28 protein-coding genes and 1 tRNA gene are annotated in these 25,512 nt (G+C 62.8%); 10 read left to right on the forward strand and 19 right to left on the reverse strand.

Going from position 1 to position 25,512, the window contains the following annotated elements:
- Positions 1-45: 45 nt before the first annotated feature.
- Together FQV27_RS03685 and FQV27_RS03690 are read right to left on the reverse strand one after the other, a co-directional pair.
- Positions 46-1,356 carry an FtsX-like permease family protein gene (locus FQV27_RS03685; protein ID WP_147096440.1) on the reverse strand — a complete coding sequence of 437 codons (1,311 nt, stop codon included), beginning with the start codon at positions 1,354-1,356 and terminating at the stop codon, positions 46-48.
- Entirely contained in the window at positions 1,349-2,110 is a 762-nt protein-coding gene (locus FQV27_RS03690; RefSeq protein WP_147096441.1) for an ABC transporter ATP-binding protein, read from the reverse strand. The genes FQV27_RS03685 and FQV27_RS03690 overlap by 8 nt, the downstream gene beginning before the upstream one ends.
- A 214-nt stretch (positions 2,111-2,324) precedes the next feature.
- Here FQV27_RS03690 and FQV27_RS03695 point away from each other — a divergent pair, with 214 nt between their 5' ends.
- Together FQV27_RS03695 and FQV27_RS03700 are read left to right on the forward strand one after the other, a co-directional pair.
- Complete coding sequence (locus FQV27_RS03695; protein ID WP_147096442.1) at positions 2,325-3,818, forward strand: alkaline phosphatase; 1,494 nt, start codon at positions 2,325-2,327, stop codon at positions 3,816-3,818.
- A gap of 115 nt (positions 3,819-3,933) precedes the next feature.
- Positions 3,934-4,347 carry a hypothetical protein gene (locus tag FQV27_RS03700; protein ID WP_246132984.1) on the forward strand — a complete coding sequence of 138 codons (414 nt, stop codon included), beginning with the start codon at positions 3,934-3,936 and terminating at the stop codon, positions 4,345-4,347.
- 3 nt (positions 4,348-4,350) lie between these two features.
- Here the strand turns inward: FQV27_RS03700 and FQV27_RS03705 are convergent, their stop codons facing one another.
- The 6 genes from FQV27_RS03705 to paaG form a co-directional block, all read right to left on the reverse strand.
- Positions 4,351-4,650, reverse strand: a complete 300-nt coding sequence (locus tag FQV27_RS03705) for an RNA-binding S4 domain-containing protein (protein ID WP_147096444.1) — start codon at positions 4,648-4,650, stop codon at positions 4,351-4,353.
- A complete protein-coding gene (locus FQV27_RS03710) occupies positions 4,650-5,069 on the reverse strand; it encodes a protein tyrosine phosphatase family protein (RefSeq protein WP_147096445.1) in 420 nt (139 codons plus the stop codon). The genes FQV27_RS03705 and FQV27_RS03710 overlap by 1 nt, the downstream gene beginning before the upstream one ends.
- Positions 5,070-5,153: 84 nt before the next feature.
- The gene (locus FQV27_RS03715) at positions 5,154-5,750 is read right to left on the reverse strand and encodes a TetR/AcrR family transcriptional regulator (protein ID WP_147096446.1); all 597 of its coding nucleotides are present in this window, start codon (positions 5,748-5,750) and stop codon (positions 5,154-5,156) included.
- Positions 5,751-5,836: 86 nt separating this feature from the next.
- Positions 5,837-7,153: a phenylacetate--CoA ligase PaaK gene (gene paaK / locus FQV27_RS03720; RefSeq protein WP_147096447.1), complete on the reverse strand. Its 1,317-nt coding sequence runs from the start codon at positions 7,151-7,153 to the stop codon at positions 5,837-5,839.
- Between the two features lie 12 nt (positions 7,154-7,165).
- Positions 7,166-7,591, reverse strand: a complete 426-nt coding sequence (paaI, locus tag FQV27_RS03725) for a hydroxyphenylacetyl-CoA thioesterase PaaI (RefSeq protein ID WP_222611668.1) — start codon at positions 7,589-7,591, stop codon at positions 7,166-7,168.
- A 14-nt stretch (positions 7,592-7,605) separates the two neighbouring features.
- Positions 7,606-8,400: a 2-(1,2-epoxy-1,2-dihydrophenyl)acetyl-CoA isomerase PaaG gene (gene paaG / locus FQV27_RS03730; RefSeq protein WP_147096449.1), complete on the reverse strand. Its 795-nt coding sequence runs from the start codon at positions 8,398-8,400 to the stop codon at positions 7,606-7,608.
- A gap of 253 nt (positions 8,401-8,653) precedes the next feature.
- Here paaG and FQV27_RS03735 point away from each other — a divergent pair, with 253 nt between their 5' ends.
- The 5 genes from FQV27_RS03735 to FQV27_RS03755 are packed head-to-tail and all read left to right on the forward strand — an operon-like array spanning position 8,654 to position 13,153.
- The gene (locus FQV27_RS03735) at positions 8,654-9,793 is read left to right on the forward strand and encodes an ABC transporter substrate-binding protein (protein WP_147096450.1); all 1,140 of its coding nucleotides are present in this window, start codon (positions 8,654-8,656) and stop codon (positions 9,791-9,793) included.
- A 58-nt stretch (positions 9,794-9,851) separates the two neighbouring features.
- Positions 9,852-10,724, forward strand: a complete 873-nt coding sequence (locus tag FQV27_RS03740; protein ID WP_147096451.1) for a branched-chain amino acid ABC transporter permease — start codon at positions 9,852-9,854, stop codon at positions 10,722-10,724.
- Positions 10,724-11,680, forward strand: coding sequence for a branched-chain amino acid ABC transporter permease (locus tag FQV27_RS03745; RefSeq protein WP_147096452.1), 957 nt, complete (start codon positions 10,724-10,726; stop codon positions 11,678-11,680). Before FQV27_RS03740 ends, FQV27_RS03745 begins: the two co-directional genes overlap by 1 nt.
- The gene (locus tag FQV27_RS03750) at positions 11,677-12,459 is read left to right on the forward strand and encodes an ABC transporter ATP-binding protein (RefSeq protein ID WP_147096453.1); all 783 of its coding nucleotides are present in this window, start codon (positions 11,677-11,679) and stop codon (positions 12,457-12,459) included. Before FQV27_RS03745 ends, FQV27_RS03750 begins: the two co-directional genes overlap by 4 nt.
- Positions 12,452-13,153, forward strand: a complete 702-nt coding sequence (locus FQV27_RS03755; RefSeq protein WP_147096454.1) for an ABC transporter ATP-binding protein — start codon at positions 12,452-12,454, stop codon at positions 13,151-13,153. Before FQV27_RS03750 ends, FQV27_RS03755 begins: the two co-directional genes overlap by 8 nt.
- Before the next feature lie 6 nt (positions 13,154-13,159).
- Here the strand turns inward: FQV27_RS03755 and FQV27_RS03760 are convergent.
- The 4 genes from FQV27_RS03760 to FQV27_RS03775 all read right to left on the reverse strand — a co-directional run bounded on the left by FQV27_RS03760 (position 13,160) and on the right by FQV27_RS03775 (position 17,463).
- Positions 13,160-13,236, reverse strand: a tRNA-Arg gene (locus FQV27_RS03760).
- An 88-nt stretch (positions 13,237-13,324) separates the two neighbouring features.
- On the reverse strand, positions 13,325-16,420 hold the full coding sequence (locus FQV27_RS03765) for a Hint domain-containing protein (protein ID WP_147096455.1): 3,096 nt from the start codon (positions 16,418-16,420) through the stop codon (positions 13,325-13,327).
- Positions 16,421-16,693: 273 nt separating this feature from the next.
- Positions 16,694-17,164 carry a GNAT family N-acetyltransferase gene (locus tag FQV27_RS03770; RefSeq protein WP_147096456.1) on the reverse strand — a complete coding sequence of 157 codons (471 nt, stop codon included), beginning with the start codon at positions 17,162-17,164 and terminating at the stop codon, positions 16,694-16,696.
- Positions 17,152-17,463, reverse strand: a complete 312-nt coding sequence (locus FQV27_RS03775) for an ETC complex I subunit (protein WP_147096457.1) — start codon at positions 17,461-17,463, stop codon at positions 17,152-17,154. The genes FQV27_RS03770 and FQV27_RS03775 overlap by 13 nt, the downstream gene beginning before the upstream one ends.
- Before the next feature lie 228 nt (positions 17,464-17,691).
- On the opposite strand from FQV27_RS03775, the gene uvrB reads away from it, so the two are divergent.
- Positions 17,692-19,878: an excinuclease ABC subunit UvrB gene (uvrB, locus tag FQV27_RS03780; RefSeq protein WP_147096458.1), complete on the forward strand. Its 2,187-nt coding sequence runs from the start codon at positions 17,692-17,694 to the stop codon at positions 19,876-19,878.
- 7 nt (positions 19,879-19,885) lie between these two features.
- Here the strand turns inward: uvrB and FQV27_RS03785 are convergent, their stop codons facing one another.
- Entirely contained in the window at positions 19,886-20,158 is a 273-nt protein-coding gene (locus FQV27_RS03785) for an I78 family peptidase inhibitor (RefSeq protein ID WP_186827204.1), read from the reverse strand.
- 123 nt (positions 20,159-20,281) lie between these two features.
- Between FQV27_RS03785 and FQV27_RS03790 the strand changes: the two genes are divergently transcribed.
- A complete protein-coding gene (locus FQV27_RS03790) occupies positions 20,282-20,593 on the forward strand; it encodes a hypothetical protein (protein ID WP_147096460.1) in 312 nt (103 codons plus the stop codon).
- Between the two features lie 31 nt (positions 20,594-20,624).
- Here the strand turns inward: FQV27_RS03790 and FQV27_RS03795 are convergent, their stop codons facing one another.
- The 3 genes from FQV27_RS03795 to FQV27_RS03805 form a co-directional block, all read right to left on the reverse strand.
- Positions 20,625-20,927, reverse strand: coding sequence for an I78 family peptidase inhibitor (locus tag FQV27_RS03795; RefSeq protein ID WP_186827205.1), 303 nt, complete (start codon positions 20,925-20,927; stop codon positions 20,625-20,627).
- A gap of 106 nt (positions 20,928-21,033) precedes the next feature.
- Positions 21,034-21,669 carry a ParA family partition ATPase gene (parA, locus tag FQV27_RS03800; RefSeq protein ID WP_147096462.1) on the reverse strand — a complete coding sequence of 212 codons (636 nt, stop codon included), beginning with the start codon at positions 21,667-21,669 and terminating at the stop codon, positions 21,034-21,036.
- A 76-nt stretch (positions 21,670-21,745) separates the two neighbouring features.
- Positions 21,746-22,069, reverse strand: a complete 324-nt coding sequence (locus FQV27_RS03805; RefSeq protein ID WP_147096463.1) for an antibiotic biosynthesis monooxygenase family protein — start codon at positions 22,067-22,069, stop codon at positions 21,746-21,748.
- A 117-nt stretch (positions 22,070-22,186) separates the two neighbouring features.
- Between FQV27_RS03805 and FQV27_RS03810 the strand changes: the two genes are divergently transcribed.
- Complete coding sequence (locus FQV27_RS03810) at positions 22,187-23,236, forward strand: dipeptidase (protein WP_147096464.1); 1,050 nt, start codon at positions 22,187-22,189, stop codon at positions 23,234-23,236.
- On the opposite strand, the gene FQV27_RS03815 is transcribed toward FQV27_RS03810, so the two are convergent.
- The 3 genes from FQV27_RS03815 to FQV27_RS03825 are packed head-to-tail and all read right to left on the reverse strand — an operon-like array spanning position 23,214 to position 25,386.
- A complete protein-coding gene (locus FQV27_RS03815) occupies positions 23,214-23,876 on the reverse strand; it encodes a thiamine diphosphokinase (RefSeq protein WP_186827229.1) in 663 nt (220 codons plus the stop codon). The two genes, FQV27_RS03810 and FQV27_RS03815, sit on opposite strands and share 23 nt — an antisense overlap.
- On the reverse strand, positions 23,873-24,088 hold the full coding sequence (locus FQV27_RS03820) for a DUF2842 domain-containing protein (RefSeq protein WP_147096466.1): 216 nt from the start codon (positions 24,086-24,088) through the stop codon (positions 23,873-23,875). Before FQV27_RS03820 ends, FQV27_RS03815 begins: the two co-directional genes overlap by 4 nt.
- Before the next feature lie 5 nt (positions 24,089-24,093).
- Positions 24,094-25,386, reverse strand: a complete 1,293-nt coding sequence (locus tag FQV27_RS03825) for an adenylosuccinate synthase (protein WP_147096467.1) — start codon at positions 25,384-25,386, stop codon at positions 24,094-24,096.
- Positions 25,387-25,512 lie beyond the last annotated feature (126 nt).

Here is a 25,512-nt window from a genome sequence, read left to right on the forward strand (position 1 = left end):
GCTGATCACAAGGTGATCGGAAAAGACGCGGCGAATGGCCTGATCTCAGCCGCGAAGATCACGCGCGACGTTCCGCCGCATGGTCATGAACGCCGGTAGCAGCGCGAGGATCGAGGTCAGGCTTACAAAGGCTGCCGCCATGCGGACCTCTGGCCAGCCGGGTCGTGCCTGCACGAGAATGTCGGTCTGCGCAGTGATCGCGGCCGAGATCAGCTTTGCGGCGACAATGCCGATCACCAGCCCCAGAAGCGTTCCGGCAACAACCAGCACGACGGCATAGGACCAGACGAGCGCAAAGACAAAGCGCCGCGGCGCGCCGATCGCGCGCAACAAGGCCAGCCGGCGCGCGATCAGGCGGGTCAGCATCATCAGTCCGGCCAGCACGCCGACCGTCACCAGAACCTGGGTCAAGACGGACATGACTCCCATGACCTTGCGAATGTCACCCAGAAGGCCGTGAAGCCTGCCCAGAACGGCACCGGGAAAGAATGCCATGCTGTCTTGTTGCGAAAACATGGCCTGAAGCCCGTAGGTCGCGGCAAGCGAGCGCGCGCGGACCAGAATGACAGGCGTGCCGGGGAATAACGCGGGATCGAATGGCGGACCAAGCTTGTCTTGCGAAGACGCATCATGTCCGTTGGCCAGACCGTGGACCGACCACACAGATTCGACCGGCACCAGCAGCGCACGGTCCCACGGAGTCCCGGTCAGCGGCATCCGGCCCACGATCTCATATTCGAAATCGCCATGCGCGTCGTCCTCTGCCGCGTGGCCTTCGCCATGTGCGGGCGAGAAATGCGCCCCCAGCGAAAGCTGAACGCGCGCACCGGCGATCGCCTCGGTTTCGGTTTCGAACATCCGGCCTTCAGCCAGATCGCCGCTCAGATGCATCACGAAGGGCGCGGTCGTGCCCACGACCTGCGCCCCCTGCCAACTGTCGCCGAAGGCGATGGGCGCGGCGAGATCAACCTCGGGCCGGGCGGCGATGCGGTCAAAGATGGCGCCGTCCAGCAGCGCCATATCCGCGGGCTGCAGAAAGACCGCAGCCAGCATCGCGGTCATCTCGCTGCCGGGTGCCGCGACAATCAGATCGAACTTGTCCGCAGCGCGTGCGCTGCCTTCGCGGATGCCCCGCTCCTGCGAAAGAATGCCGGTCGTCAGCGCGACCGAGACTGCGATCAGGGCGCAGAAGACGGCGCTGATCCACGCCTGGCGACGCAGCAATCCGCCAAGCAGCGGCGCGATGCGAAAGCCGCGCAGGACCAGAAAACCAAGCACGACCGCCGGTGCGACGCGCGCCAGCACAAGCAGGATTTCCTGCGCCCAGACAGGCAGGCCGGCCCAAATCTCAGGCAAGTTCCGGCGCGGCGATGTCACCGCCCCCTTGCAACATCGCCCCGTCGCGAATGTCGATTACCCGGTCAGTCGATGACTGCAGCGCCGAATCATGTGTCACGACGATAAGCGTGCGTCGTGCGGTCCTTGCCAACCCGACAAGATCGCGCGCGAGCAGGTCGGCGCTGTCGCGATCAAGGTTGGCGGTCGGCTCGTCTGCCAGAAGGATCGCAGGGTCGGTAGAAAGCGCACGCGCCACGGCGATGCGCTGCCGCTCTCCGCCAGAGAAGCTGCTGACGGGACGCCGCGACGCCGGGTCGATGCCCAACCGGCGCAGGGCGTCCGCGCCGCGCTGCCTGATCCCGGCGCGCAGGCCGGGGGGCGCATAAAGCGAAGGCAGGGCTGCGTTGTCGGCAGCCGAAAGCTCTTCGAACAGGTGATGATCCTGAAAGACGAAGCCGACCCAGCGCCGCCGAAACTGTGCGCGACCGGATTCGGGCATCGCCGACAGATCGTGGTCGCCCCAGCGAACCAGACCTGAATCGATTTTCAAAAGCCCTGCAATCGCCAGAAGAAAGGTGGACTTCCCCGCACCCGAAGGTCCACGCACCGAAAGAGATGCCCCTTCTGCAATCTCCAGCCGAGGCACCGAAAGAAGCGCCCGACCCTGATCGCCCTGAACAAGCAGGCCGTCTATGCGCAAGGGCATCCCGCCCGGCTGAGCATCGACTGGGCTTTGCGCATACGGCTCGGGAAGGGAAGTCGCTGCGGACATGTCTGCTCCGTCTGGTGTATCGGTTCGAATGGCTTCGGTGTCGTCTCCCGCGCTCAGATACACCCCGGAATGTAACAGCAATATGTGAGAGCCTTCCAACGGGGCCGCCGTTCCGCGCAACATCCGACCGGACCTTCCGCAAACTGTCGCAAATCTGTTGCCGCGGGCTGATAGCCGTTCGCGCCGGAAGCATCGGAACCCATAGGGATCAATCATGAGACATTTCCTTCTTTCGACGGCCACGCTCGTAAGCATTGGTGGGGCCGCGCTGGCGCAGGACCTGCCACAGGCATCGTCGGCCTGGTACGAAAGCGGCGCCGCAACGGTCGCGCAGCGGCTGGAGAACCAGCCCATCACGACGCGTGCAAAAAACGTGATTCTGTTCGTCGCGGATGGCAATGGCGTCGGCACCAATTACGCGATCCGGCTGTTTTCAGGTCAGCAGGCGGGCGGTCTTGGTGACGACTATGTCCAGCCGCAGGAAACCTTCCCGAATGTCGCGTTGGTGAAGACATATTCCTCGAACGGCCAGACGCCGGATTCCGCGCCGACCGCGATGGCGATGAATTCCGGTGTCAAAGGCAAGAACGGAATGATCAACATCATGGACAGCGTAGCCGTCGGCGATTGCGCCGCGGGGGCCGAGGCAGGGACCAGGACATTCGCCGAAATTGCGACCGATATGGGCAAATCCGTCGGCGTCGTCTCGACCGCGCGCATCACCCATGCAACCCCGGCTGCGGTCTATGCGCGAACCGTCAACCGCGACTGGGAAGACAATACGCTGATCCCCGAAGGCTGCGATCAGAAGGACATTGCCAGTCAGCTGATCGACCAGATGAAGGCGGGTGTCATCGACATCGCGCTTGGCGGGGGGCGCGCGGCGTTTCTGCCCGACAGCGTTACCGATTCCGAAGGCAAGGCGGGCAAGCGCACCGACGGGCGCAACCTGATCGACGAGGCCAAGGACGCCGGCGCTCAGGTGGTTTTCGGCGAGGATGACTTTACCGCGCTGACGATGGGCAATAACGCGCCGGTGCTGGGGCTTTTCGAGTCGAGCCACATGAAATACGAGGCCGACCGCACGGGCGAGCCGTCGCTGGCCGAAATGACCGAAGCCTCGATCAAGGCGCTTGGCGCGAACGAGAACGGCTTCTATCTGGAAGTCGAGGCCGGTCGCGTGGATCATGCCAACCACGACACGAATGCCTACCGGATGCTGACCGATGGGAAGGCCTTCGCGGATGCCATCGCCAAGGCGGTCGAGATGACCGACCCGAATGACACGCTTATCATCGTGACCGCGGACCACGAACACGGCATCGCGTTCAATGGCTATTGCGGTCGCGGCTCGAACATTCTGGGCCTGTGCATGAAGGAAGACGAGGCCGGTATCGAACATACGGACGAGCCGAACCTCGCCGATGACGGCAAGCCCTATACGGTGATCGGATATCTGAACGGCGTATCTTCGGTGCTGACCGAACAGGCCGACGGAACCTATTCCGGCAGCCGCCCGGACCTGACCGAAGAGGATGCGACCGACATCGACTATTTGCAGCAATCGTTGATTCCGATGCAGTCGGAAACGCATTCGGGCGAGGATGTCGCCGTCTTTGCGCGCGGTCCCTGGGCACATCTGTTCGGAGGCGTGATCGAGCAGAATGTGATCTTCCACGTGATGAATCATGCCGTAAACGCCGAGTGAGCGCATCCCATGTCCCCGCGAGGTCCGGCAACCTGCCGGGCCTCGCCCACCCGGCGCGGTCATGTCGCCGGCAGACCGACAACCAACGGCAGAACCAATGCACCGTCGAGATTTGATGATCCTTCCTGCCGCCCTGCTTCTTGGCCATGCACTGCCCTCAGCAGCGGCGGGCGAGGACGCGATCCGATTGCGGGATCTTTACAACAAGGATCTCAGCTTTTCCGACGCAGCGCTTGAGGCCGAGGGGAAAAGGCTGACCGTATGGGGCTATATGGCACCGCCGTTGAAGGCGAATTCGGAATTCTTCGTGCTGACGAACCGTCCGATGGCGGTCTGCCCGTTCTGCGAGCCGGGAATGCCGTGGCCCGACGACATCCTCGCCGTCTATGCAAAGCGCATCGTCGAGGTGATCCCGTTCAACGTTCCGATCGAAGTCAGGGGCGTGCTTGAACTCGGCGACGCTGTCGATGCCGAGCTTGGCTTCTACTCGAAGGTCAGGCTTGTCGACGCGACCTTCCGCCGGGTCTGAAGATCAGTCCTCGTCGAACAGTCCCACCGTCTCGGGCGGGTCGAGATCGCGATACAGAAGCTGCGCCTCGGCAGCGGGGCCGCGCTTTTCCGACAGGGCCAGCACCTCGATCCGCCGGCGCGTGCACCCCTGCCGCAATTCGATCTGCACGCCGCAGCGGATCGCGCGGGCGGGTTTGACCGTTTGCCGGTCAATGCGGACTTTCCCCGATTCTATCATTTGCTGTGACAATGCGCGCGTCTTGAAGAAGCGGGCCGCCCACAGAAACTTGTCCAGCCTTACCGAATCCGGCGCGTCAACCATCAGCCGGGTTCGGCAAGGCCACCAGCGATGCCACCCAGATCATACCCGGCCTCAGACGCTCGCTTCAGAATTTCCGAGGGCGCGCGCTTACCCGACTGGCTGAGCGCCCAGAGCGTCGCGGAGCGCGTGCCCGAACGGCAATAGGCCAGAACCGGGCCGGGCATCTGCTCAATCGCGGTACCGAATTCATCGACGAGTTGCGGGGTCAGTTGACCGGGGGCAAGCGGAAGATAGCGAAACTCTAGCCCTGCAGCCAATGCGGCCTCGGCCATCTCCTGCTGCGAAGGTTGATCGGCGGCTTCGCCATCGGGGCGGTTGCAGATCACCGCGCGATAGCCCTGCTGCGCCAGATCAGCGAAATCTTCAGGCTGAAGCTGCGGGGCCACCGAAATGCTTTCGTCGATCTTCCTGATATCCATCTGCCGCCCCTGCTAATTCATGCGTCCCCAACATTTGCCGCAGCGCGTGCACAGACGCAACTCACCTTCACGAGACGGCCAGCCCTAACGGACCGCCTTGATGCCTTCGAGGATCAGGGTCGTCGCGATATCGGCGTAATCCTCGCGCGTGACCGGGCCGCCGTCGCGAAACCACATATAGACCCAGTTCATCATTCCGAACAGCGACATCGTGACCGGCATCAGCAACGGGCGGCCATTTTGCAGATCGGGGTTGATGCGGTCGATCACGGTGGAAAAGCGCCGCACGATCCGCCGTTCGATTTCCGCCAGCGCCTGCTGCTGATCCGCCGTCAGCGCGCGCTTGGCATTCAGCTGCACGATATGTTCGTTATCGGCCCCGCGATAGATGTCGAGCACCGCACCCACCAGCTTGCGCAGCCGGTCGCGGTCCGCAAGCGAGGCGTCGTCGGCGGCCTCGACCGCCTCGTCAACGTCCAGCAGATGGGTTTCGATGATCGCGAAGATCAGGGCATCCTTGCCGGGGTAATAATGGTAAAGCAGCGCCTTTGACACGCCCGCGCGGTCCGCGATTTGGGACATGGACGCCTTGTCCATGCCCTGTTCGGCGATCACCGCAGCCGCATTGCGCAGCAGGTCCTGCTGCTTCTCGGCAAAATCGCTGGCTCTGGTGCGGGCCATCTGGCCTCCTGTGATGGGGCGCGGGGCGCGCCGCCGGCTGCTTTAGCGCCAACTCCCGGGATTGTCACCCGGACGCGGGCGGGGGCTCAGCGCTCTTTCGGGCGGTTGTCGACGACGCGTTTTGCCTTGCCTTCGGATCGCGCAACGCCTTCGGGGTCATGCACAATGATTTTCGAGGATACCCCGACAACCGACTTGATATGATGCGCCAATTCCTTCGCCGCATTCTCGCGCGCATAGACATCGGCGTGATCCGGCAGGCATTCGCAATGCACGGTCATATTGTCCATGCGGTTCGCGCCTGTGTTCAGTTCGATCTGGAAATGGGGCGCGAGGGCCGCGATTTTCAGCAACTGTTCCTCGACCTGGGTTGGGAATACGTTGACGCCGCGCAGGATGATCATGTCGTCGCTGCGCCCGGTGATCTTTTCCATCCGCCGCACGCTACGCGCCGTGCCGGGCAGCAGCCGCGTCAGGTCGCGGGTGCGATAGCGCACCATCGGCAGGCCTTCCTTGGTCAGCGTGGTAAAGACCAGCTCGCCCATCTCGCCATCGGGCAGCACCTCGCCGGTTTCCGGGTCGATGATCTCGGGGTAGAAATGATCCTCCCAGATATGCAGCCCGTCCTTGGTTTCGACGCATTCATTCGCGACGCCCGGCCCCATGATTTCGGACAGGCCGTAAATATCGACGGCGTGCATGTCGAAAACCTGCTCGATTTCCTGCCGCATCTGGTTGGTCCAGGGCTCGGCCCCGAAGATGCCCACCTGGATCGAGCTTTCGCGTGGGTCCATCCCACGGCGGCGATATTCGTCAAAGATCGACAGCATATAGCTGGGCGTGACCATGATGATGCGCGGCTTGAAATCCTCGATCAGGGTGACCTGCCGTTCGGTCATCCCGCCCGAGATCGGGACCACCGTGCAGCCCAGCCTTTCGGCCCCGTAATGCGCGCCAAGCCCGCCGGTGAACAGGCCATAGCCGTAAGCCACATGGCAGATATCGCCGGGACGCCCCCCCGAAGCGCGGATCGAACGCGCAATCAGATCGGCCCAGTTGTCGATATCGTTCTTCGTGTAACCCACCACGGTCGGCTTGCCGGTCGTCCCGGATGAGGCATGGATGCGCACAAGCTGTTCGCGCGGCACCGCGAACATCCCGAACGGATAGTTGTCGCGCAGGTCCTGCTTGTAGGTGAAGGGAAATTTCGACAGGTCGGACAGGCTTTGCAGATCGTCCGGATGGACGCCCGCATCATCAAACCGCTGGCGGTAGAAGGGCGAGTTTTCATAGGCATGCTTCAGCGACCACTTCAGACGGTCGAGTTGAAGCGCCGCAATCTCGTCGCGCGATGCCCGCTCGATCGGGTCGAGCGTCTTGGGGTCTGGCGTCAGGTCTTCCATGCGAAATTCCTCCTACTCGGGCAGGTAAGTGCCTTTGACGGCACGGCTGAGGCCGCGGAAATGCGCGACCTGCTGCCCGTCCTGATTGGTGATATTCACGTCATAGACGCCGCTGCGCCCGCTGCGCGAAGCCTCGCGCGCGGTTGCGGTCAGCACATCGCCCAAGCGGCCCGGCGCGACATAGTTGATGGACGCCTGCTGCCCCACGGTCACGGCGTTATAGGTGTTGCAGGCAAAGGCGAAGGCGCTGTCGGCGAGCGTGAAGATATAGCCGCCATGCGCGTTTTCGTGGCCGTTGGTCATCGCCTCGGTCACGGTCATCGACAGCGTGGCCTGACCGGGTGCGATATGTTCAATCTTCATGCCAAGCCGCTGGCTGGCACGGTCGGTGGCCCACATTGCGTCTGCTGAACCTTGCGCGATTTCCTGCGGGGTCATTTCGGATATGGGCTTCATTTGCCCTTGAACTCTGCCGGGCGCTTTTCAAGGAAAGCGGTCACGCCTTCGCGGTAATCCGCCGTCCGTCCTGCCTGCCGCTGCGCGTCGCGTTCGGCATCCAGTTGCGCAGAAAGACCGTTCTCCGCCGCCTGCTGGATCAATTGCTTGGTCAGCCCAAGCCCAACGGTCGGTCCGGCCGCCAGCTTTCGCGCAATCGCCATGGCCTCATCCTGCAGGGCGTCATCATCGGCGGCCTTCCAGATCAGCCCCCAATCCGCCGCCTTTTCAGCCCCCAACGGTTCTGCCAGCAGCGCCAGCGCCTTGGCGCGCGGCTCGCCCAATATGCGCGGCAGCGACCATGACCCGCCCGCATCCGGGACCAGGCCGATCTTCGAAAACGCCTGAATGAAGCGCGCGGATTTCGCCGCCAGCACAATGTCGCAGGCAAGCGCGATGTTCGCCCCTGCCCCCGCCGCGACGCCGTTCACCGCACAGATAACCGGTTTGGGCAGCCCGCGGATCATCCGCAGATTGGGGTTGTAATAGGTATCCAGCGTCGCGCCCAGATCCGGCGCGGAGCCACCCTTGCGCGGATCGCGGTCGCCCAGATCCTGCCCGGCGCAGAACGCCCGCCCCGCGCCGGTCAACAGAACCGCGCGGACCTCGCGGTCACGCTCCGCCCGTTCAAGCCCAGCCCGCAGCGCCAGATGCATGTCAGCGTTAAAACTGTTAAGCTTGTCAGGCCGGTTCAGAACAAGCTTCAGAACGCCGTCCTCCAGCGTCTCAAGAACGGTCGTTTCGTCGCTCATACCGAATCCCCCTGCCCGCTTTCCCTCCTCGCGGGCTGAAAAAAGATGTTGCATAAACCGACCGGTCAGTCAATTATCTTTGAGAGGACGGGAGGAGGCAGGCTTGCCGAATCTTGCGCGCCGGATGCGGTGGGCAAGATATAACTGCGGGAACGCGGCTTGACCGTGTTTCACTGTGGCCACTTTTTCCCCAATCGGAAAGACAATTCGCCGCCAATGCGCGGCATAATTCAGCAACTGGGAGGAACGCTGAATGACCATCCGCACCCTGATGACCACTGCCGCCGCGCTGTCTGCACTTGCCGCACCGGCAATGGCCGATATCAATATCGGCGCCTCGCTGGCCGAAACCGGCCCGGCCGCCTTTCTGGGCGACCCCGAGGCCAAGACCCTGCGCATGGAGGTCGACAAGATCAATGCCGCAGGTGGCATCAATGGCGAACAGATCAACCTGATCATCTATGATGACGGGGGCGATGCAAACAAAGCCAAGACCTTCGCCACCCGCCTGGTCGAAGATGACGAAGTGGTCGCCGTCATCGGCGGCACCACGACCGGCCCGACTATGGCCATGATCCCGGTCTTCGAGGATGCCGAGATTCCCTTCATCAGCCTTGCCGGCGCGGTTGAAATCATCGAGCCGGTGAACCCTTGGGTTTTCAAGACGCCCCATACCGACCGCATGGCCTGCGAGAAGATTTTCGCCGACATGAAGGCGCAGGGCTTCAGCAAGGTCGGTATGATTTCCGGCTCTGACGGGTTCGGGAAGTCGATGCAGGCGCAGTGCAAGGGCGTGGCGGAAGCGGCGGGCGTGGAAATCGTCGCGGACGAGGTTTACGGCCCGCAGGATGCCGACATGACGCCGCAACTGACCAATATCAAAGGCTCGGGCGCAGAAGCGATCCTGAATTCGGGCATGGGTCAGGGGCCAGCCGTCGTGACACGGAACCACACCCAGCTTGCCATCGACGCGCCGCTGTATCAGTCGCATGGCGTGGCGTCGAAGCAGTTCATCGAACTGGCCGGGACCGAAGCAGCCGAAGGCGTGCGCCTTCCCGCAGCCGCGCTGCTGGTCGCCGACCAACTGGCCGATGACAACCCGCAGAAGCCGGTCGTTCAGGGCTATCGCGACGAATACGAGGCCGAGACGGGCGAGGATGTTTCGACTTTCGGGGGCCACGCCTATGACGCGCTGTATATCCTGAAAGCCGCCATCGAAAAGGCCGGCAGCACCGAACCCGCCGCCATCCGCGATGCGCTGGAACAGACCACCGGTTTCGTCGGCACGGCTGGCGAGGTGAACTATACGCCCGAAGACCACCTTGGCCTGACGCTCGACGCGTTCGAGATGCTGGAGATCAAGGACGGCGAATGGACCATCGTCGCCGAATAAGCTGATCCGGGCGCGGGCCTTACCCCCCGCGCCCCTTTCGCAATCCGGGGGGGGGGCCATGTCGGAACTGCTGCAATTCCTGTTTTCGGGGCTGACGGTCGGCGCGGTCTATGCGCTCGTGGCGCTTGGCTTCACCATCATCTACAACGCATCCGACGTGGTGAATTTCGCGCAGGGCGAATTCGTCATGCTGGGTGGAATGCTGACGGTTTTCGCCTATGCGGCGGGCCTGCCTTTGATCCTTGCCGCCATTGTCGCGATCATCGTGACAGCGGCGGTCGGCGTGGCGCTGAACAAACTGGCGATCGAACCCGCGCGCGGCGCACCCGTGGTGTCGCTGATCATCATCACCATCGGCGCGTCGATCTTTCTGCGCGGGGTAGCGCAGGTGCTGTTCGGCAAGCAGATCCACCGTTTCCCCTCATTCTCGGGCGATACGCCCTTCCGCATCGGCGGGGCCACGATCCTGCCGCAATCGCTTTGGGTCATCGCGGGCGGTCTGGCGGTGTTCTATGCGCTATACCTGTTCTTCACCAAGACGCTGACAGGCAAGGCAGTCCTTGCCACGTCGAACAACCGGCTGGCCGCGCAGCTTGTCGGGATCAACACGAACTGGGTAATGACGCTGTCCTTCGCGCTGTCGGCAGGCATCGGCGCGCTGGCAGGCGTGCTGGTCACACCAATCACCAACACGTCCTATGACGTGGGCATCGCGCTGGCGCTGAAAGGCTTTGCCGCCGCCATGCTGGGCGGCATGGGCAACCCGAAAGGCGCGCTTGTCGGAGGCATCCTGCTCGGCATCATCGAGGCGATGACGGCGGGCTATCTCTCATCGCAATACAAGGACGCGGCCGCCTTTGTGGTCATCCTGCTGGTCCTGTTCATCATGCCGCAGGGCCTGTTCGGCGCCAAACAGACGGAGCGTGTGTGATGCGGCTTTCCCACAAGACCGCCACCCTGCTGGTGCTGATCCCGCTGATCGTGCTGGCACCGATCTTCTTTCCGTCGAACTTCTATTACCGCGTCGGCTCGCTGATCTTCATCAACGGGCTGGCCGTGACGGGCATGGTCATCCTGATCGGCTATGCCGGGCAGATCAGCCTTGGCCATGCCGGCTTCGCGGGGATAGGAGCGTATAGCTGTGCGTTGATGCCCGTTCACTGGGGCATCCCGCCCGTCGCGGCTGCGGTGCTGGGGGCGGTGATCTCTGCCCTGCTGGCATGGCTGGTAGGGCGCCCGATCCTGCGGCTGAAAGGCTATTACCTTGCCGTCGCGACGCTGGGGTTCGGCATCCTCGTCTACATGGTCCTGACGAATGAGACATGGCTGACCGGCGGCCCCGACGGGATGAGCGTGAATGATTCCGGCCTGCGCGACATGGCCGAAGCGGTTGGCATCGACCTGAAGAACTCGCAGTTCTGGTACTGGATGTGCGCCATCGTGCTGGTGATCGGGGTCTGGCTGGCGATGAACCTGCAGGACAGCCCGACGGGTCGGGCGCTGCGCGCGGTTCACGGGTCTGAGGTTGCGGCGCGCACTGTGGGCGTCGATGTCGCGCGCTATAAGCTGCAGGCCTTCGTGATTTCCGCCGTCTATGCCTCTGTCGCGGGGTCGATGGTGGCGCTGCAGAACGAATTCGTGACGCCGGATGTGGCGGGCTATATGCATTCCATCGAATGGGTGACGATGACCGTGCTGGGTGGTGCTGGGTCCGTCCTTGGCGCGATCTTCGGCGCAGCAATCCTGACCACGCTGCCGCAGGTGCTGACGGCCTTCGCCGAATATGAACAGCTTCTGCTGGGTCTGATCATGATGCTGGTGATGATCTTCATGCGCGACGGGCTGCTGCCATCCATCATGCGGCGCATCCGGGGGAAAGACGAATGAGCGCGCTTCTGTCGGTCGAAAATCTGGGCATCACCTTTGGTGGCCTGCGCGCCGTTCATGATGTCAGCTTCAGCGTCAAGCCGGGCGAAATCCTGTCGGTGATCGGCCCGAACGGCGCGGGCAAGACGACGCTGTTCAACATGATCTCTGGCGTCTATCAGCCCGGCAGCGGCAAGGTCGTGCTGGAGGGTCAGGACGTCACCGGCATGCGCCCCGACCTGCTGGCCCATCGCGGCATGTCGCGGACCTTCCAGAACCTGCAGATCTTTCAGAACATGACCGTGCTGGAAAATGCCATCGCGGGCTTTCACCTGACCGAATCCGGCAACCTTTTCGCCGACCTGCTGCGCCTGCCCGGATCGCGCGGCCGCGCCCGCACCGCGCATCAGGGTGCAATGCGCTTGCTGGAACGCGTTGGGCTGGAAGCCTCGGCCGAAACGAATGCCGGGAGTCTGTCCTATGGCAAGCTGAAGCGGCTGGAAATCGCCCGCGCACTGGCGCTGAGCCCCAAGGTGCTGCTGCTGGATGAACCAGCCGCAGGCTGCAACGCCGTCGAGACCGAGGAGATCGACCAGATGATCGCCGAGGTCGCGAAATCCGGCGTCGCAATCCTGCTGGTCGAGCATGACATGAAGATGGTGATGCGGATTTCGAACCACATTGTCGTGCTGGACCACGGCGAAAAGATCGCCGAGGGCGACCCGGCCACCGTCAGCCGCGATCCGGCCGTCATCGCCGCCTATCTTGGCACCGAAGCCGCGGAGGATGCCGATGCTTGAGATCAGCGAACTCCGTTCCCGCTATGGCCGGATCGAGGTATTGCACGGCATCGACCTGAACGTGCAGCAGGGCGAGATCGTGACTGTGGTCGGCGCGAATGGCGCGGGCAAGACGACCCTGCTGCGCTGCATCTCTGGCACGCAGCCGGTATCGGGCGGCGAGATAAAATTCCGAAACGACGCGATCACCACCGTGCCCGCCTTCAAACGCATCGGTCGCGGCATCACCCAGTCCCCCGAAGGCCGGCAGATATTCACCAACCTGACGGTCGAGGAAAACCTGCGCCTTGGTGCGTTTCTGTTCAAGGACGACCGCGTGGACAAGGACATGCAGGACGCGTTCGAGATGTTCCCGATCCTGCGAGAGAAACGCAACCTGACTGCGGGCGGGCTGTCGGGCGGGCAGCAGCAGATGCTGGCCATTGCGCGCGCGCTGATGGGAAGGCCCAATTGCCTTCTGCTGGATGAGCCGTCGATGGGCCTCGCGCCGATCCTCGTGCAGCAGATTTTCGATGTGGTTCAGAACCTGAAATCGCTGGATGTGACCGTGCTGCTAGTCGAACAGAACGCCTTCGGGGCGCTGAAAATCGCGGATCGCGGCTATGTCATGGAAACCGGGCGCATCACCATGGACGGCCCCGCCGCAGACCTGATCGCCGATCCCCGCATCCGCGAAGCCTATCTGGGGATATAGAAGGACTGGCGGGCCCGGGAGGACTTGAACCCCCAACCTTGGACTTAGAAGGTCCCTGCTCTATCCAGTTGAGCTACGAGCCCGCGCGCGCTGTTGATGGCTGAAATAATGCCGCGCTGCAATGAAAAAGGCCGGGCTGAGCCCGGCCTTTCCGTCTGTCTGCCCTGGCTATCACATCACCAGCGGCTTGCGGTTTTGAATGTGGCGCACCACCAGCTTGCGCGCCATCCGCCCCGAGGCGAGTTCGCGCGCCGCGACGGGCGCCTCGGTCTGCGTTTCCAGCTCCGGGAAGATCGCGAAGATTTCCTCGACCGCCGCGGGGCCGACCGATTTCAGCGCCTCTGCCCCGGTATAGAGCGATTCCGATGCCGCCCCGTTCGCCCGCACGATCTGGTGGTCGTCGAACAGGAAGTGGACATAGCTCACCTCCGGAAGGTCATCGGCCACGTCGATCCCGTCAAGCTGGCAAAGCTGGCGGGCCGCGACCAGAACCTCCATCGCGCCGAACATCTTCATCGCGATTTTCGAACGCACCAGCATCCGGTGCTGCGGCGAGACGATCAGATCCGCCTCGGGCAGCCCGGCCCCGAGCGCACCCTTGCGAATGCGGATCGGGCGCAGCTTCGGATTGGCGTCAAGCGCCGCCTGATCCAGCACCCGCCGCCCGATCCAGCGGATCGCCTGCAGCCCGGCATCGCGGGTCTGGACCAGATCGCCCACCGCAAGATCGCCGGCCGCAACCTCTCCTGCCGCGGTGCGGATCAGGGCGTCAGAACCGAAGCAGATCACATTGGTGTTGTCATGCGTCAGATCGCCGCCCGCAACCGCCGCGCCGCCGTTCTGGATGGTGACCGTATAACCCGTGACGTCGTCCAGCACCCCATCCGCCTGGTCGGCGCGCAGCCATTGCAGCGGGTTGTTATAGGTGTCGTCACCATTTGCCGCAGCGGCAGCGTTATAGGTGGCCAGATTGGCGTCGTTATAATAGCCGCTGAGGTCAACGAAATCGTTGTCGGTCTGGTCGTCATTGTTGAAATTCTGACCGGCGGCAAAGTTGAAATCGCTGATCGTGTCGCCATCGCCCGCGACGAAGGTGTCAAAGCCCTCGCCCCCGGTCAGCAAATCGGCATCCGCCCCGCCGTCAAGATAATCGCGACCGGTCCCGGCCTGAAGCGTATCCGCCCCGGCACCGCCATTCAGCGTGTCGTTGCCGGAACCGCCGGACAGGCTGTCATCGCCATATCCACCGGCAAGCGCGTCGTCGCCGGAACCGCCATCCAGCGTGTCATTGCCCGCCATCGAAGCACTGCCGGCAAAGTTGTCGCCGCGCAAATCGTCATTGCCGTCACCGCCAGAGACAAAGTCATCCTGCGCACCGCCCGCGACGAAATCGTTGCCGCTTTCACCATAAAGCGTGTCGGCGCCGTCATTGCCCCAGATCGTATCATTCTCGGTCCCGCCATAGGCGATGTCATTGCCCAGCCCGGCGGAAATCGAATCCGCGCCAGAACCGCCAAGGATCGAATCGTCGCCGACATTCGCGTTGATCGAATCATTCCCTGCGCCGCCGATAAGCGTGTCATTTTCGGGTTCGGTGCTGGACGCGCCGCCATAGCCACCCTCGAGCGTGTCGTCGCCGCTGCCCCCGTCGATATAGTCGCTGCCGGTGTTTCCGGTCACGTAGTCGGCGGAATTACCGCCATACAGGAAGTCGCCGCCCGCGCCACCAGAGATCGAATCGTTCTGATCGTCACCGTAGATCGTGTCGATTCCGTCACCGCCGGAAATGGTGTCATTCTCGATCCCGCCGCGAATGATGTCATTTCCAGCCCCGCCGGCAATCGAATCGCTGCCGAAATAGCCGTCAATCGAATCGTCGCCATCGCCACCGTCGACGATGTCGTTGCCGGCACCGGCATCGATCGTGTCATTGCCCGCGCCGCCAAGCACCGTGTCGTTGCCGTTGCCGCCGATCAGCGAATCCTGTCCGGCGCCGCCTGTCAGGCTGTCATCGCCGTTCTGGCCATAGATCGTGTCATCGCCTGCGCCACCGTCCAGCGTGTCGGGCGAGCCATGATCGTAATTCGCCTCGCTTCCATAGATAAGGTCGTTGCCGTCCTGGCCATAGACGTAATCGTTCTGCCCACCGCCCCACAGCGTGTCATCGCCCAGACCGCCATAAATCGTGTCGATATTCCAGCTGCCGCTGATGAAGTCCGAACCGTCGCCACCGTCCAGTACGTCGTTGCCATTCAGGCCGGTCAGCGTGTCGTTACCCGCGCCGCCATACAGCGTGTCATCGCCAAGGCCGCCGTCCAGCGTGTCGTTTCCCGCCTCGCCGCGCAGGACGTCATTGCCATAATCCCCAATGACGGAATCATCGCCCGCGCCGCCAAAGACGGTATCGTTTCCGTCGCCTGCGTCGATGATGTCATTGCCTGCAATCGTCGAATCCGACGAGGCCGCGTCGCCGAAGATCTGATCGCTCCCTGACCCGCCAAAAAGGGTGTCGTCGCCCTCCCATCCCGCGATCAGGTCATTGCCGGCGCCACCGTCAGCGACGTCATTACCTGCGCGCATCTCAAGGCGGTCATCGCCCGCGCCGCCCTCGACCGTGTCGTCACCTGCATCTGCATCAATCGTATCGTTGCCCGCGCCGCCCTGCGCATAGTCGTTGCCCTGCCCCAGATTGGCGGCATCGGCATAATCACTGCCGGTGAAGCGGTCACTGCCTCCGCTCATGCGCACATTTGCAGCACCGGCAGAGCCTGACGCATCGATCGTGTCGTCGCCATCCGAGGTCAGGATGGTTTCGATGCCGGTAAAGCTCGTCGTTGCGGCACTGCCGGTCGTTGTCGAACTTCCCTGCCCGGCCGCGCCGGACAGCAAGACGTAGTTAGGTGCGTTATTGATGAAAACGAGGCTGTCAGTCCCGGCGCCGCCGCTGATCGTGTCAGCACCCGCCGTATCGGTATCGCGGATCAGGAAGCTGTCATTGCCGTCGCCGCCATCCATGACGTCGCTGCCGGGCCCGCCGTCGATCTGGTCATTTCCGGCGCCGCCGATCAGGCTGTCATTGCCGTCCTGGCCATAGATGGCGTCGTTGCCATTTCCGCCGTCGATGGTGTCGTTGCCCGTCCCTGTCTGGCTGGATGCGCGCGAGCCACCGCCGAACAGTTCGTCATTCCCGTCGCCGCCGGAAATGGAATCGTCGCCGCTGCCGCCGTTCAGCGTGTCGTTACCTGTCGTGCCAGAGATATTTACCATCGACAATTTCCTTCACAAACCTGCACGGGACCGAGGTTCAGCGTCGCAGTCGCGCGGGCGGGTGGAGGCCGCTTCTGCTGCGCCAAAGACCGGCAAGCCGTGCTTGCGCCCATAAGCGGACGCTACGGGACCGCGTAGGTCCTGCCAATCGCGTTTGCAATATTTATGTCCATAAAATGGCGTATAACGTGGGGATACGCAGAGATGTCTGCGCGTATCCCGCATTGCCTCGGCAAGTTCATAGCGGCAAGTTAACCGTTTGGTTGCAAGAACTTATTCCTGCAAATCCAGCCGCATGTAAAAACTCATCGGATCGGCGCGGTAATTCCCGAACGGGGGGCATTCGCGGAAACCGGCACGCGCATATAGCGAACGCGCCGGGGCGAAACTGGGCTGCGCGCCGGTTTCGAGGCTGATCGCCACCGCATTTCGACGCCGTGCCTCGTCTATCAGCGCGGACAGAAGCCGCCGCGACGCGCCGGTGCCGCGCGCTTCCTGAAGGACATGCATCGACTTCAGTTCGACTGTGCCGTCGCCAAGTTGCTTCAGCGCACCCATTGCGACGGGCCGCCCGCGGTCGCGCAACACAAGAAAACTGAACTCTTCACCGACCAAGGCAGAGCGATCCAGCATATGGATGGATTCCGGCGGCGTGTCGGCGTGGCAATGTGCGTGATGACGCGCGAACAGGAGGTCCAGATCGCCGTCCAGAGGGCTTTCAGCCGCGACGGTCAGTGCGTCCATGGCGCGATGCGGTCGCTCGCGAAATTCTCGCCATATCCGCGCGCGCGGACGTTCTGGCCGCGCGTCTGCGGCTGGCTGACCGAATAGTCCAGCCCCTTCTCGCGGGCATAGGCCTCTGCCTCCTCGCGGGTGGCAAAGCGCAGGCGGACCTGCGACTGCGTATCGTCGGAACTGGTCCAACCCATCAGCGGGTCAATATCGCGCTTGTCCGCCTGCGGATATTCCAGCACCCACAGTTTCGTGCGCGCCGTTCCGGATTGCATCGCGTTGCGGGCTGGCTGGTAAATGCGGACGCGCATGGCTGTGTTCCCGTAATTTCACTTACCTTCTATATCCCCCAACGCGCCGAAGCGTGCAAGACCCGGCTGGATCGGCAGCGTCCGGGCCACGCGCGAGGCCCCGACGCCCCGGTCCCGTTCTGTATGTCTGCTTCAGGTCCTCCCTGAACAGAGGTCGCAGTTCGCGACCTGGCCCCTTGCATCGCGGCGGGGAATGGCCAGATTGGGGACCGGAACAAAGGTGAAACCATGGGCCATAACAATACCAACGCTCCTGTCGCACGCTTCGCTGAAGTCACCCGCCCCAAGCTGGAAGGCGGGCGGCGCTTCGTGATGCAGTCGGAATTCAAGCCCGCGGGCGACCAGCCGACGGCGATTGCAGAGCTTTCGCAGGGCGTGGTGGACGGAGAGCGCGATCAGGTTCTGCTGGGCGCGACCGGCACCGGCAAGACCTATACCATGGCGAAAGTGATCGAACAGACGCAGCGCCCGGCCATCATCCTTGCCCCGAACAAGACGCTGGCCGCGCAGCTCTATGGCGAGTTCAAGGGCTTCTTCCCGGATAACGCGGTCGAATATTTCGTCAGCTATTATGACTATTACCAGCCCGAGGCCTATGTGCCGCGTTCCGATACCTATATCGAAAAGGAATCGCAGATAAACGAGGCGATCGACCGGATGCGCCACTCTGCCACGCGGGCGCTTCTGGAACGCGACGATGTGATCATCGTGGCCTCGGTCAGCTGCATTTACGGCATCGGCTCGGTCGAAACCTATTCGGCGATGACTCAGGACATGATCGTGGGCCAGATGTACGATCAGCGCGAGTTCATCGGGCAACTGGTGGCGCAGCAATATCGCCGCCTTGACGCTGCATTTCAGCGCGGTGGCTTCCGCGTGCGCGGCGATGTGGTCGAGGTCTGGCCCGCCCACCTTGAGGACCGGGCCTGGCGGTTCGACTTCTTCGGGCCGGAGCTGGAAAAGATCACCGAATTCGACCCGCTCACGGGCGCAAAGACGGACGATTTCAAACAGATCCGCATCTATGCGAACAGCCACTACGTGACCCCGCGCCCGACGATGCAGCAGGCCATAAAGGGCATCAAGGAGGAGCTTCGCATCCGCCTTGGACAGCTGAATGACGAGGGCAAGCTGCTGGAAGCGCAGCGGCTGGAACAACGCACGAATTTCGATCTGGAAATGCTGGAAGCCACCGGCGTCTGCAACGGGATCGAGAACTATTCGCGTTATCTGACCGGCCGCGCGCCGGGCGAGCCGCCGCCGACATTGTTCGAGTTCATTCCCGATAACGCCATTGTTTTTGCTGATGAAAGCCATGTCAGCGTTCCGCAGATCGGCGGTATGTATCGGGGCGACTACCGGCGCAAGTTCACGCTTGCCGAACACGGGTTCCGCCTGCCCTCCTGCATGGATAACCGCCCCCTCAAGTTCGAGGAATGGGATGCCATGCGCACCCAGTCGGTGTTCGTCTCTGCGACACCGAAAGAGTGGGAGCTGGATCAGACCGGCGGCGTCTTTGTCGAACAGGTCATCCGGCCCACCGGCCTGCTGGACCCGCAGGTCGAAATCCGCCCCGTGGACATGCAGGTCGATGACCTGCTGGACGAGGTGCGCAAGGTCACTGCGAAGGGCTATCGCACGCTCGTCACCACGCTGACCAAGCGCATGGCCGAAGACCTGACCGAATACCTCCACGAGCAGGGCATCAAGGTCCGCTACATGCACAGCGACATCGACACCATCGAGCGGATCGAGATCCTTCGCGATCTGCGCCTTGGCGCATTTGACGTGCTTGTGGGCATCAACCTGTTGCGCGAAGGGCTCGATATTCCCGAATGCGGTCTGGTTGCCATTCTGGATGCGGATAAGGAAGGCTTCCTGCGCTCGGAAACCTCTCTGATCCAGACCATCGGTCGGGCAGCGCGCAACGCGGATGGGCGTGTCATCCTGTATGCCGATCACATGACCGGCAGCATGGAACGCGCGATAGCCGAGACGGATCGGCGGCGTGCCAAGCAGATGGCATATAACGAAGAACATGGCATCACGCCGCAGACGGTTCGCAAGAATGTCGAAGATGTGCTGGCCGGCCTTTGGCAGGGCGACACCGACCAGTCGCGGATCACCACCAAGGTCGACAAGCCCATGGTGGGCGCGAACCTCGCCGCGCATCTGGACGCGCTGCGCGCGCAGATGCGCAAGGCCGCCGAGAATCTGGAGTTCGAGGAAGCCGCCCGACTGCGCGACGAGGTCAAGCGGCTGGAAGCGGTCGAGCTGGCCGTGGCAGACGATCCGCTGGCGCGCCAGTCCGCAGTCGAACAGGCGGCTGAAGATGCGGTGAAGGCGTCCGGTCGATCCAGCGCGGGGCGCGCCGGGCAGCGTGGCGGAAACAAGCGGTCGAAGCGGCGGCGTTAGGCGTCGCTTACCAGCACTCGACCTTCTGGACCCAGCCCTTGTCATCGACGAACACGTTCAGGCGGGCGGCGTTGTAATCCTCGGTCAGGGCAGCGCCGGGTTGCGCGATGCGATGGGGCAGACCGGGCGGAAGCCGGAACTCACCGATATTTCGCCCGACCATGACATCATATTCTGGCCCGCAGCGGTTCGGGAAGCCCGGCGTCGGGGCCGGCCCCTGCGTCGGTTCGGTGCAACCCGTCAGGGCCAATGCTGGAACAAGTGGCAAAAGCAGTCGCATTGGAAACATCCTTTTTTCCAAGCAGACAGCGCCCCGTCCCATCCGTCAATAAAGCTTGCGGGATTGTGACGCATCCGTGAGGGGTGGGGCCGCGTTACCCGCAGAACCATTGACGGAGAAACCATGTCCCCGAAACTGATCGCTGCCCTGACCGTCCCGATCGCGCTGTGTGCAACCCTGCCCGCATATTCGTCTTCCGAAGATGCGTGGGAGGAGTTCCGCACCGCTGTCAAAACCGAATGCGAAAAACTGGTCGAGATGCCGGATGACGCGACGCTTGAAACCGAAGTGAACCCGTTCGGGTCCGAAAAATTCGGCGCGGCACTGATGACTGTGACGCTGGCCGATGACAGCGCCGACCGGATGATCTGCATCTATGACAAGCAGGACAAAACGGCCGAACTGACCGCCCCTTTCGCGGCAGGCCCGCATTAGAAAAAGGGCGGCCTGCGCCGCCCCCATCCTATCAGCCGCAGCTGACCTTCACGAGCGTCCCGCTGCGGTCATATTCAAAGTTGATCCGCGTCGGCGACAGATCCATCGTGACCGGATCGCCGGTGCGATAATCGCGGGCGACCGTGCCAGCCGGCAACGAGATCGCGGGCGACTTCTGACCGACATATTGCTGATACGCCGATGCGCCGCAGGCATCACCGGGTGTGGCAACGGCCTCGGCATCTGGGATAACGACGTCGTCGCTGGTATCGACGGAACAGGCCAGCAGCGCCAGCGGCGCAGCAAGAATGGCAATCTTGTTCAGTGAAATCATGGCTTTCCCCTTTAGTCCTCCAATATCGCAGGTTGCCCACGCCGTCAGCATCGGCGCGCACCTTGCTGCCAGCAAAAGTCGCAGGACAAACAAAAGTTCCGGCGGCTCACTCGAAGGCGGCCAGGACTTCGTCGGTCAGCAGATCCAGTTCATCGCGAGCGGGCTTGGCATCGCTGCGTTCGCAGACCGCCAGACCCTGACCCAGCGTTTCCGCATAGGCGACGCGGTTCCCGATCTGCACGTCTGCCACACTCGCCCCCAATTCGGCGGCACCTTGCGCCACTTCGGCGCCAAGCCGCGTGTTGGGGCGGGCGCGGTTCATGACGACAAGAACCGGCGCCTTTTCGCGCCGCGCCAGATCGAGCACGCCTTCCGTGGCCCAAAGATCGACCTGACTTGACGCAACGGGCACGACAACCAGATCGGCTGCGCGCAATGCCGGGCGCAGGTCACTGTCGATTTTCGGCGGCGTGTCGATGATGACCGCGTCAAAACGCTTCTTCAGCTTTTCGCTTTCGTAGGATGCGCCCCACGCGGATGAGGTGGAAAATTCCAGCTCGTCATCCTCGCCCTTGCGACCCAGCCGCTCGATATACCAGCGCCCCAGACTGCCCTGCGGGTCGGTATCAATCAGCGCCACGCTCAGCCCGCGCTGGCGCAGCGCTATGGCCAGATTGACAGCGAGCGTTGTCTTGCCCGAGCCGCCCTTCTGCTGGGCCACGGTAATGATACGTCCGGCCATTTTGTCCCCTGACTATCCCTGCTGCGCCGATCCTAGCGAGGCATATATGGCTTTGCACGGCCTTTCTGCACCTAGATCATGTGTTATAGACGCTTTGCACCTCGTACATCACCGGCTCGAAGCTGCGGCAGAGCTGGTTGATGACGCGATTACGCTCTCGCATCTCTGGTGTGCGAAGCATGGCCTGATAATCGGTGCGCGCATTCCATTGCGAATAGGTCGCGATCCGGGTCTGGGCATCGTTCAGATGGACAGCGCCGCCGATGAAGCCGGGTTGCTGGCTGATGACCTCGGCCCATGCGGCGGTCAGCGCATCCAGCAGGTCGTGGGCGGTGCCCGGCGTCACCTCGAACGTGGTGATGACGGTCTGACCGTCGAAGTCGTCGCGAATCTGGGGCATCTGGCTCTCCGTCGGCTTGTCTGCGGGGTCAGCCTGCCACGGATCGGCGCGCGCGCAAAGCGGCTTGCGAGCCGCGACCACCCGCCGCAGGATGCGCCAAACATGAAGGAGCCCGCCATGATTCCCGTATTCGACGGCCATAACGATTTTCTGCAGCGGCTGGTGGTCGAAGGCGCAGATACCGCAAAAATCTGGGGCGAAGGCGACGGTACGGGACATATCGACCTGCGCCGCCTGCAAGCGGGCGGCATGTTCGGCGGTTTCTTCGCGCTTTGGGCGCCCACGCCCGACCCTGCCGATGGGATCGACTGGAAGGCGCGTCAGCAAAACCCGCCCTACGCGGTGCCGCTGGATGGGCTCATCGACACCGGGGCTGCGACCGAACACATGATGCGCCTTGCCGGTCGTCTTGATGCGCTGGAACGTGCCGGCAGCCTGTCAATCTGTCGCAGCGTGGCCGAAATCACGGATGCCAAGGACGGCGGGCGCATCGCGGCTATCCTGCATATGGAGGGCGCCGAGGGGATTGCCGACCCTGAAACGCTTCATGCGTGGCACCGGATGGGGCTGCGATCGCTCGGTCCGGTCTGGTCACGGCAGAATGCCTATGGTCACGGCGTTCCCTTCGCATTTCCGGGCGATCCTGACAGCGGGCCGGGGCTGAGCGAGGCCGGCAAAAGGCTTGTCGCGGAATGCGACAGTCTGCGCGTTCTGGTCGATCTGGCGCATCTGAACGCGAAAGGGGTCGAGGATGTGGCCAGAATCAGCAACGCACCTTTGGTCAGCACCCATTCCGGCGCCCATGCCGTCGCGCAGTCCAGCCGGAACCTGACAGATGCGCAGCTTGATATGATCGCTGCGACCAGCGGGCTGGTCGGACTGAATTTCGCCGCCGGCTTCGTGCGCCCGGATGGCCGCCGCCTGCCATTCGATGGCTTCGACCCCTATTTGCGCCATCTCGATCACCTGCTGGAAAAGCTGGGGGAGGATGGCGTCGCGCTCGGGTCCGATTTCGACGGGGCGCTGATGCCGACGCATCTGCCAGACGCGGCTGCTCTGCCGGCATTTCTGGCCGCCATGACAGAACATGGCTATGGGGCAGAACTGGTCGAGAAAATCGCGTGGAAGAACTGGATGAGCGTGCTTAAGCGGACGTGGGAACGCTGAGCGCATCAAGCGTAAGCCGCAGGCATTCCCGCGGCAGCATGATCATCATCGGACCCTCGATCTGCAATCGCACCGGCCCAAGCGCCTGATTAGAGGTTCCGATGCGCTGATCGGGCGCGAATTCGATATCGTCCACCGGCCAGCGAAGCCCCGTGCTGCGGCCCCGCGCCTGCCCCATCGGGAAAAGCGAAACGCGCGTTCCGGCAATAAGGGGAAGGTCCAGATGGTCGGGGGCCAGAAAGACGATGTCCTCGGCGGCCAGCATGATGCAAGGCGGGCTCGGGTGACGGACCATGACGTTCAGTGCGGCCAGCGTGTGATCCAGCCTGCGCCCTGAAAAGCCGACCGCGATGACGAAATCCGCCTTTATTCTGGTCAGGGCCTTCGCGAAATCGGTGCTGTCCTGTTCGGCAACATGGGTCAGCCGCGCCGGCCCAAGCGCGGCGCGGGTCTGGTCCGAAATCGAATCGAAATCGCCGATGGCGTGATCCGGCAGCGCGCCAAGTGCCACGGCCGCGTCTGCGCCCACATCCGCCGCAATCAACCTGGGCGCGAAGGCCAGTGCGAGGTCCAGATCGGCAGCATCGACGGCCCCGCCCCCGATCAGGGTGACGCCATCGCTTCGGCGAGGCTCGCTCACCCTTCGTCCTTGCCAATGCCGGTGAAGATACGCTTGAACGGCATGATCCAGACGATTCCCAGAACCACGACCACCAGCAATTCGACCAGCATCGGCAGATCGCCGAAACGGTCGTAAAGCCATGCCAACAGCATCCACGCGATGATGAGATAGCCCGGCAGACCCAGAAGCAGGATCAGCAACGACAGACGCTTTCGGGTCTTGAGGTTCATCTCTGTCAGTCCGCGAAGGGATCGGTCACAAGAATGGTGTCGTCCCGTTCGGGCGACGTTGACAGCAGCGCAACCGGGCACTGGATCAGTTCTTCGACCCGGCGGACATATTTGATCGCCTCTGCCGGCAATTCCGCCCAGCTTCTCGCCCCTGCGGTCGATTCCGACCAGCCGGGCATCTCCTCATAGATCGGCGTCACCTTGGCCTGCAATGCGGCCGCCGTCGGAAGATAGTCGTAAACCTGTCCGTCGATTTCATAACCGGTGCAGATCTTCAGCGTCTCGAACCCGTCCAGCACGTCAAGCTTGGTCAGAGCGATGCCGTTGACGCCGGAAATCGCGCAGGTCTGGCGCACCAGAACCGCATCGAACCAGCCACAACGGCGCTTGCGACCTGTGACGGTGCCGAATTCATGGCCGCGTTCACCCAGACGCTGGCCGTCCTCGTCCTCCAGCTCGGTCGGGAACGGGCCTTCGCCGACGCGGGTGGTATAGGCCTTGACGATGCCAAGGACGAAGTCGATGGCGCTCGGTCCCATTCCCGTTCCTGCCGCCGCCTGCCCGGCGATGACGGTCGATGAGGTAACGTAGGGATAGGTTCCGAAGTCGATATCCAGCAACGACCCCTGCGCGCCCTCGAACAGAATGCGCTTGCCGGCGCGGCGCGCCTCGTTCAGCACCTTCCAGACCGGCGCAGCGTAGGGCAGCAGCTTTGGCGCAATCTCAAGCAGCTTTGCCTTCAGGTCGGCCCGGTCAATCGGTGCCGCGCCAAGGCCCTGACGAAGGGCGTCGTGATGGGCCAGCAGCCTGTCGAGACGCGAATCCAGCGTTTCCTCGTCGCCCAGATCGGCAAGACGAATGGTGCGGCGACCGACCTTGTCTTCGTAAGCCGGACCGATGCCGCGCCCTGTCGTGCCGATCTTCGCGGCACCCGCAGCTTCTTCGCGCAGCTTGTCCAGATCCTGATGCAAGGGAAGGATCAGCGGCGTGTTTTCCGCAATAATCAGATTATCGGTCGAGATTTCGACGCCCTGCTTCGCCAGCTTGTCGATTTCCGAAAACAACGCCCAGGGGTCCAGCACCACGCCATTGCCGATCACCGCCAGCTTGCCTTTGCGCACGATGCCTGATGGCAGCAGCGACAGCTTGTAAACCTCATTGCCGATAACCAGCGTGTGGCCCGCATTGTGACCGCCCTGAAAGCGGGCGATGATCTCGGCCCGTTCCGACAGCCAGTCGACGATCTTGCCCTTGCCTTCGTCGCCCCATTGCGCGCCGACCACCACGACATTGGCCATTATGCTTCCCTTCCGCGATCAAGAATGCCGCAGACGGTATAGTCGCGCGGCTTCTGCGGGGAAAGCGTATTCGACGCCTTTTCATTCATATAACAGATTGCAAGCGTCCCGCCTGGTGCAATGCTG

This window comes from Paracoccus aurantiacus, from assembly GCF_007993065.1.
GTDB lineage: Bacteria > Pseudomonadota > Alphaproteobacteria > Rhodobacterales > Rhodobacteraceae > Paracoccus > Paracoccus aurantiacus.

Excerpts from the sequence above, each read along its gene's own strand:
- FQV27_RS03690 (WP_147096441.1), bottom strand. The coding sequence starts at position 2,110 with ATGTCCGCAGCGACTTCCCTTCCCGAGCCGTATGCGCAAAGCCCAGTC.
- FQV27_RS03695 (WP_147096442.1), top strand. The coding sequence starts at position 2,325 with ATGAGACATTTCCTTCTTTCGACGGCCACGCTCGTAAGCATTGGTGGG.
- FQV27_RS03700 (WP_246132984.1), top strand. The coding sequence starts at position 3,934 with ATGATCCTTCCTGCCGCCCTGCTTCTTGGCCATGCACTGCCCTCAGCA.
- FQV27_RS03705 (WP_147096444.1), bottom strand. The coding sequence starts at position 4,650 with ATGGTTGACGCGCCGGATTCGGTAAGGCTGGACAAGTTTCTGTGGGCG.
- FQV27_RS03710 (WP_147096445.1), bottom strand. The coding sequence starts at position 5,069 with ATGGATATCAGGAAGATCGACGAAAGCATTTCGGTGGCCCCGCAGCTT.
- FQV27_RS03715 (WP_147096446.1), bottom strand. The coding sequence starts at position 5,750 with ATGGCCCGCACCAGAGCCAGCGATTTTGCCGAGAAGCAGCAGGACCTG.
- paaK (WP_147096447.1), bottom strand. The coding sequence starts at position 7,153 with ATGGAAGACCTGACGCCAGACCCCAAGACGCTCGACCCGATCGAGCGG.
- paaI (WP_222611668.1), bottom strand. The coding sequence starts at position 7,591 with ATGACCCCGCAGGAAATCGCGCAAGGTTCAGCAGACGCAATGTGGGCC.
- paaG (WP_147096449.1), bottom strand. The coding sequence starts at position 8,400 with ATGAGCGACGAAACGACCGTTCTTGAGACGCTGGAGGACGGCGTTCTG.
- FQV27_RS03735 (WP_147096450.1), top strand. The coding sequence starts at position 8,654 with ATGACCATCCGCACCCTGATGACCACTGCCGCCGCGCTGTCTGCACTT.
- FQV27_RS03740 (WP_147096451.1), top strand. The coding sequence starts at position 9,852 with ATGTCGGAACTGCTGCAATTCCTGTTTTCGGGGCTGACGGTCGGCGCG.
- FQV27_RS03745 (WP_147096452.1), top strand. The coding sequence starts at position 10,724 with ATGCGGCTTTCCCACAAGACCGCCACCCTGCTGGTGCTGATCCCGCTG.
- FQV27_RS03750 (WP_147096453.1), top strand. The coding sequence starts at position 11,677 with ATGAGCGCGCTTCTGTCGGTCGAAAATCTGGGCATCACCTTTGGTGGC.
- FQV27_RS03755 (WP_147096454.1), top strand. The coding sequence starts at position 12,452 with ATGCTTGAGATCAGCGAACTCCGTTCCCGCTATGGCCGGATCGAGGTA.
- FQV27_RS03765 (WP_147096455.1), bottom strand. The coding sequence starts at position 16,420 with ATGGTAAATATCTCTGGCACGACAGGTAACGACACGCTGAACGGCGGC.
- FQV27_RS03770 (WP_147096456.1), bottom strand. The coding sequence starts at position 17,164 with ATGGACGCACTGACCGTCGCGGCTGAAAGCCCTCTGGACGGCGATCTG.
- FQV27_RS03775 (WP_147096457.1), bottom strand. The coding sequence starts at position 17,463 with ATGCGCGTCCGCATTTACCAGCCAGCCCGCAACGCGATGCAATCCGGA.
- uvrB (WP_147096458.1), top strand. The coding sequence starts at position 17,692 with ATGGGCCATAACAATACCAACGCTCCTGTCGCACGCTTCGCTGAAGTC.
- FQV27_RS03785 (WP_186827204.1), bottom strand. The coding sequence starts at position 20,158 with ATGCGACTGCTTTTGCCACTTGTTCCAGCATTGGCCCTGACGGGTTGC.
- FQV27_RS03790 (WP_147096460.1), top strand. The coding sequence starts at position 20,282 with ATGTCCCCGAAACTGATCGCTGCCCTGACCGTCCCGATCGCGCTGTGT.
- FQV27_RS03795 (WP_186827205.1), bottom strand. The coding sequence starts at position 20,927 with ATGATTTCACTGAACAAGATTGCCATTCTTGCTGCGCCGCTGGCGCTG.
- parA (WP_147096462.1), bottom strand. The coding sequence starts at position 21,669 with ATGGCCGGACGTATCATTACCGTGGCCCAGCAGAAGGGCGGCTCGGGC.
- FQV27_RS03805 (WP_147096463.1), bottom strand. The coding sequence starts at position 22,069 with ATGCCCCAGATTCGCGACGACTTCGACGGTCAGACCGTCATCACCACG.
- FQV27_RS03810 (WP_147096464.1), top strand. The coding sequence starts at position 22,187 with ATGATTCCCGTATTCGACGGCCATAACGATTTTCTGCAGCGGCTGGTG.
- FQV27_RS03820 (WP_147096466.1), bottom strand. The coding sequence starts at position 24,088 with ATGAACCTCAAGACCCGAAAGCGTCTGTCGTTGCTGATCCTGCTTCTG.
- FQV27_RS03825 (WP_147096467.1), bottom strand. The coding sequence starts at position 25,386 with ATGGCCAATGTCGTGGTGGTCGGCGCGCAATGGGGCGACGAAGGCAAG.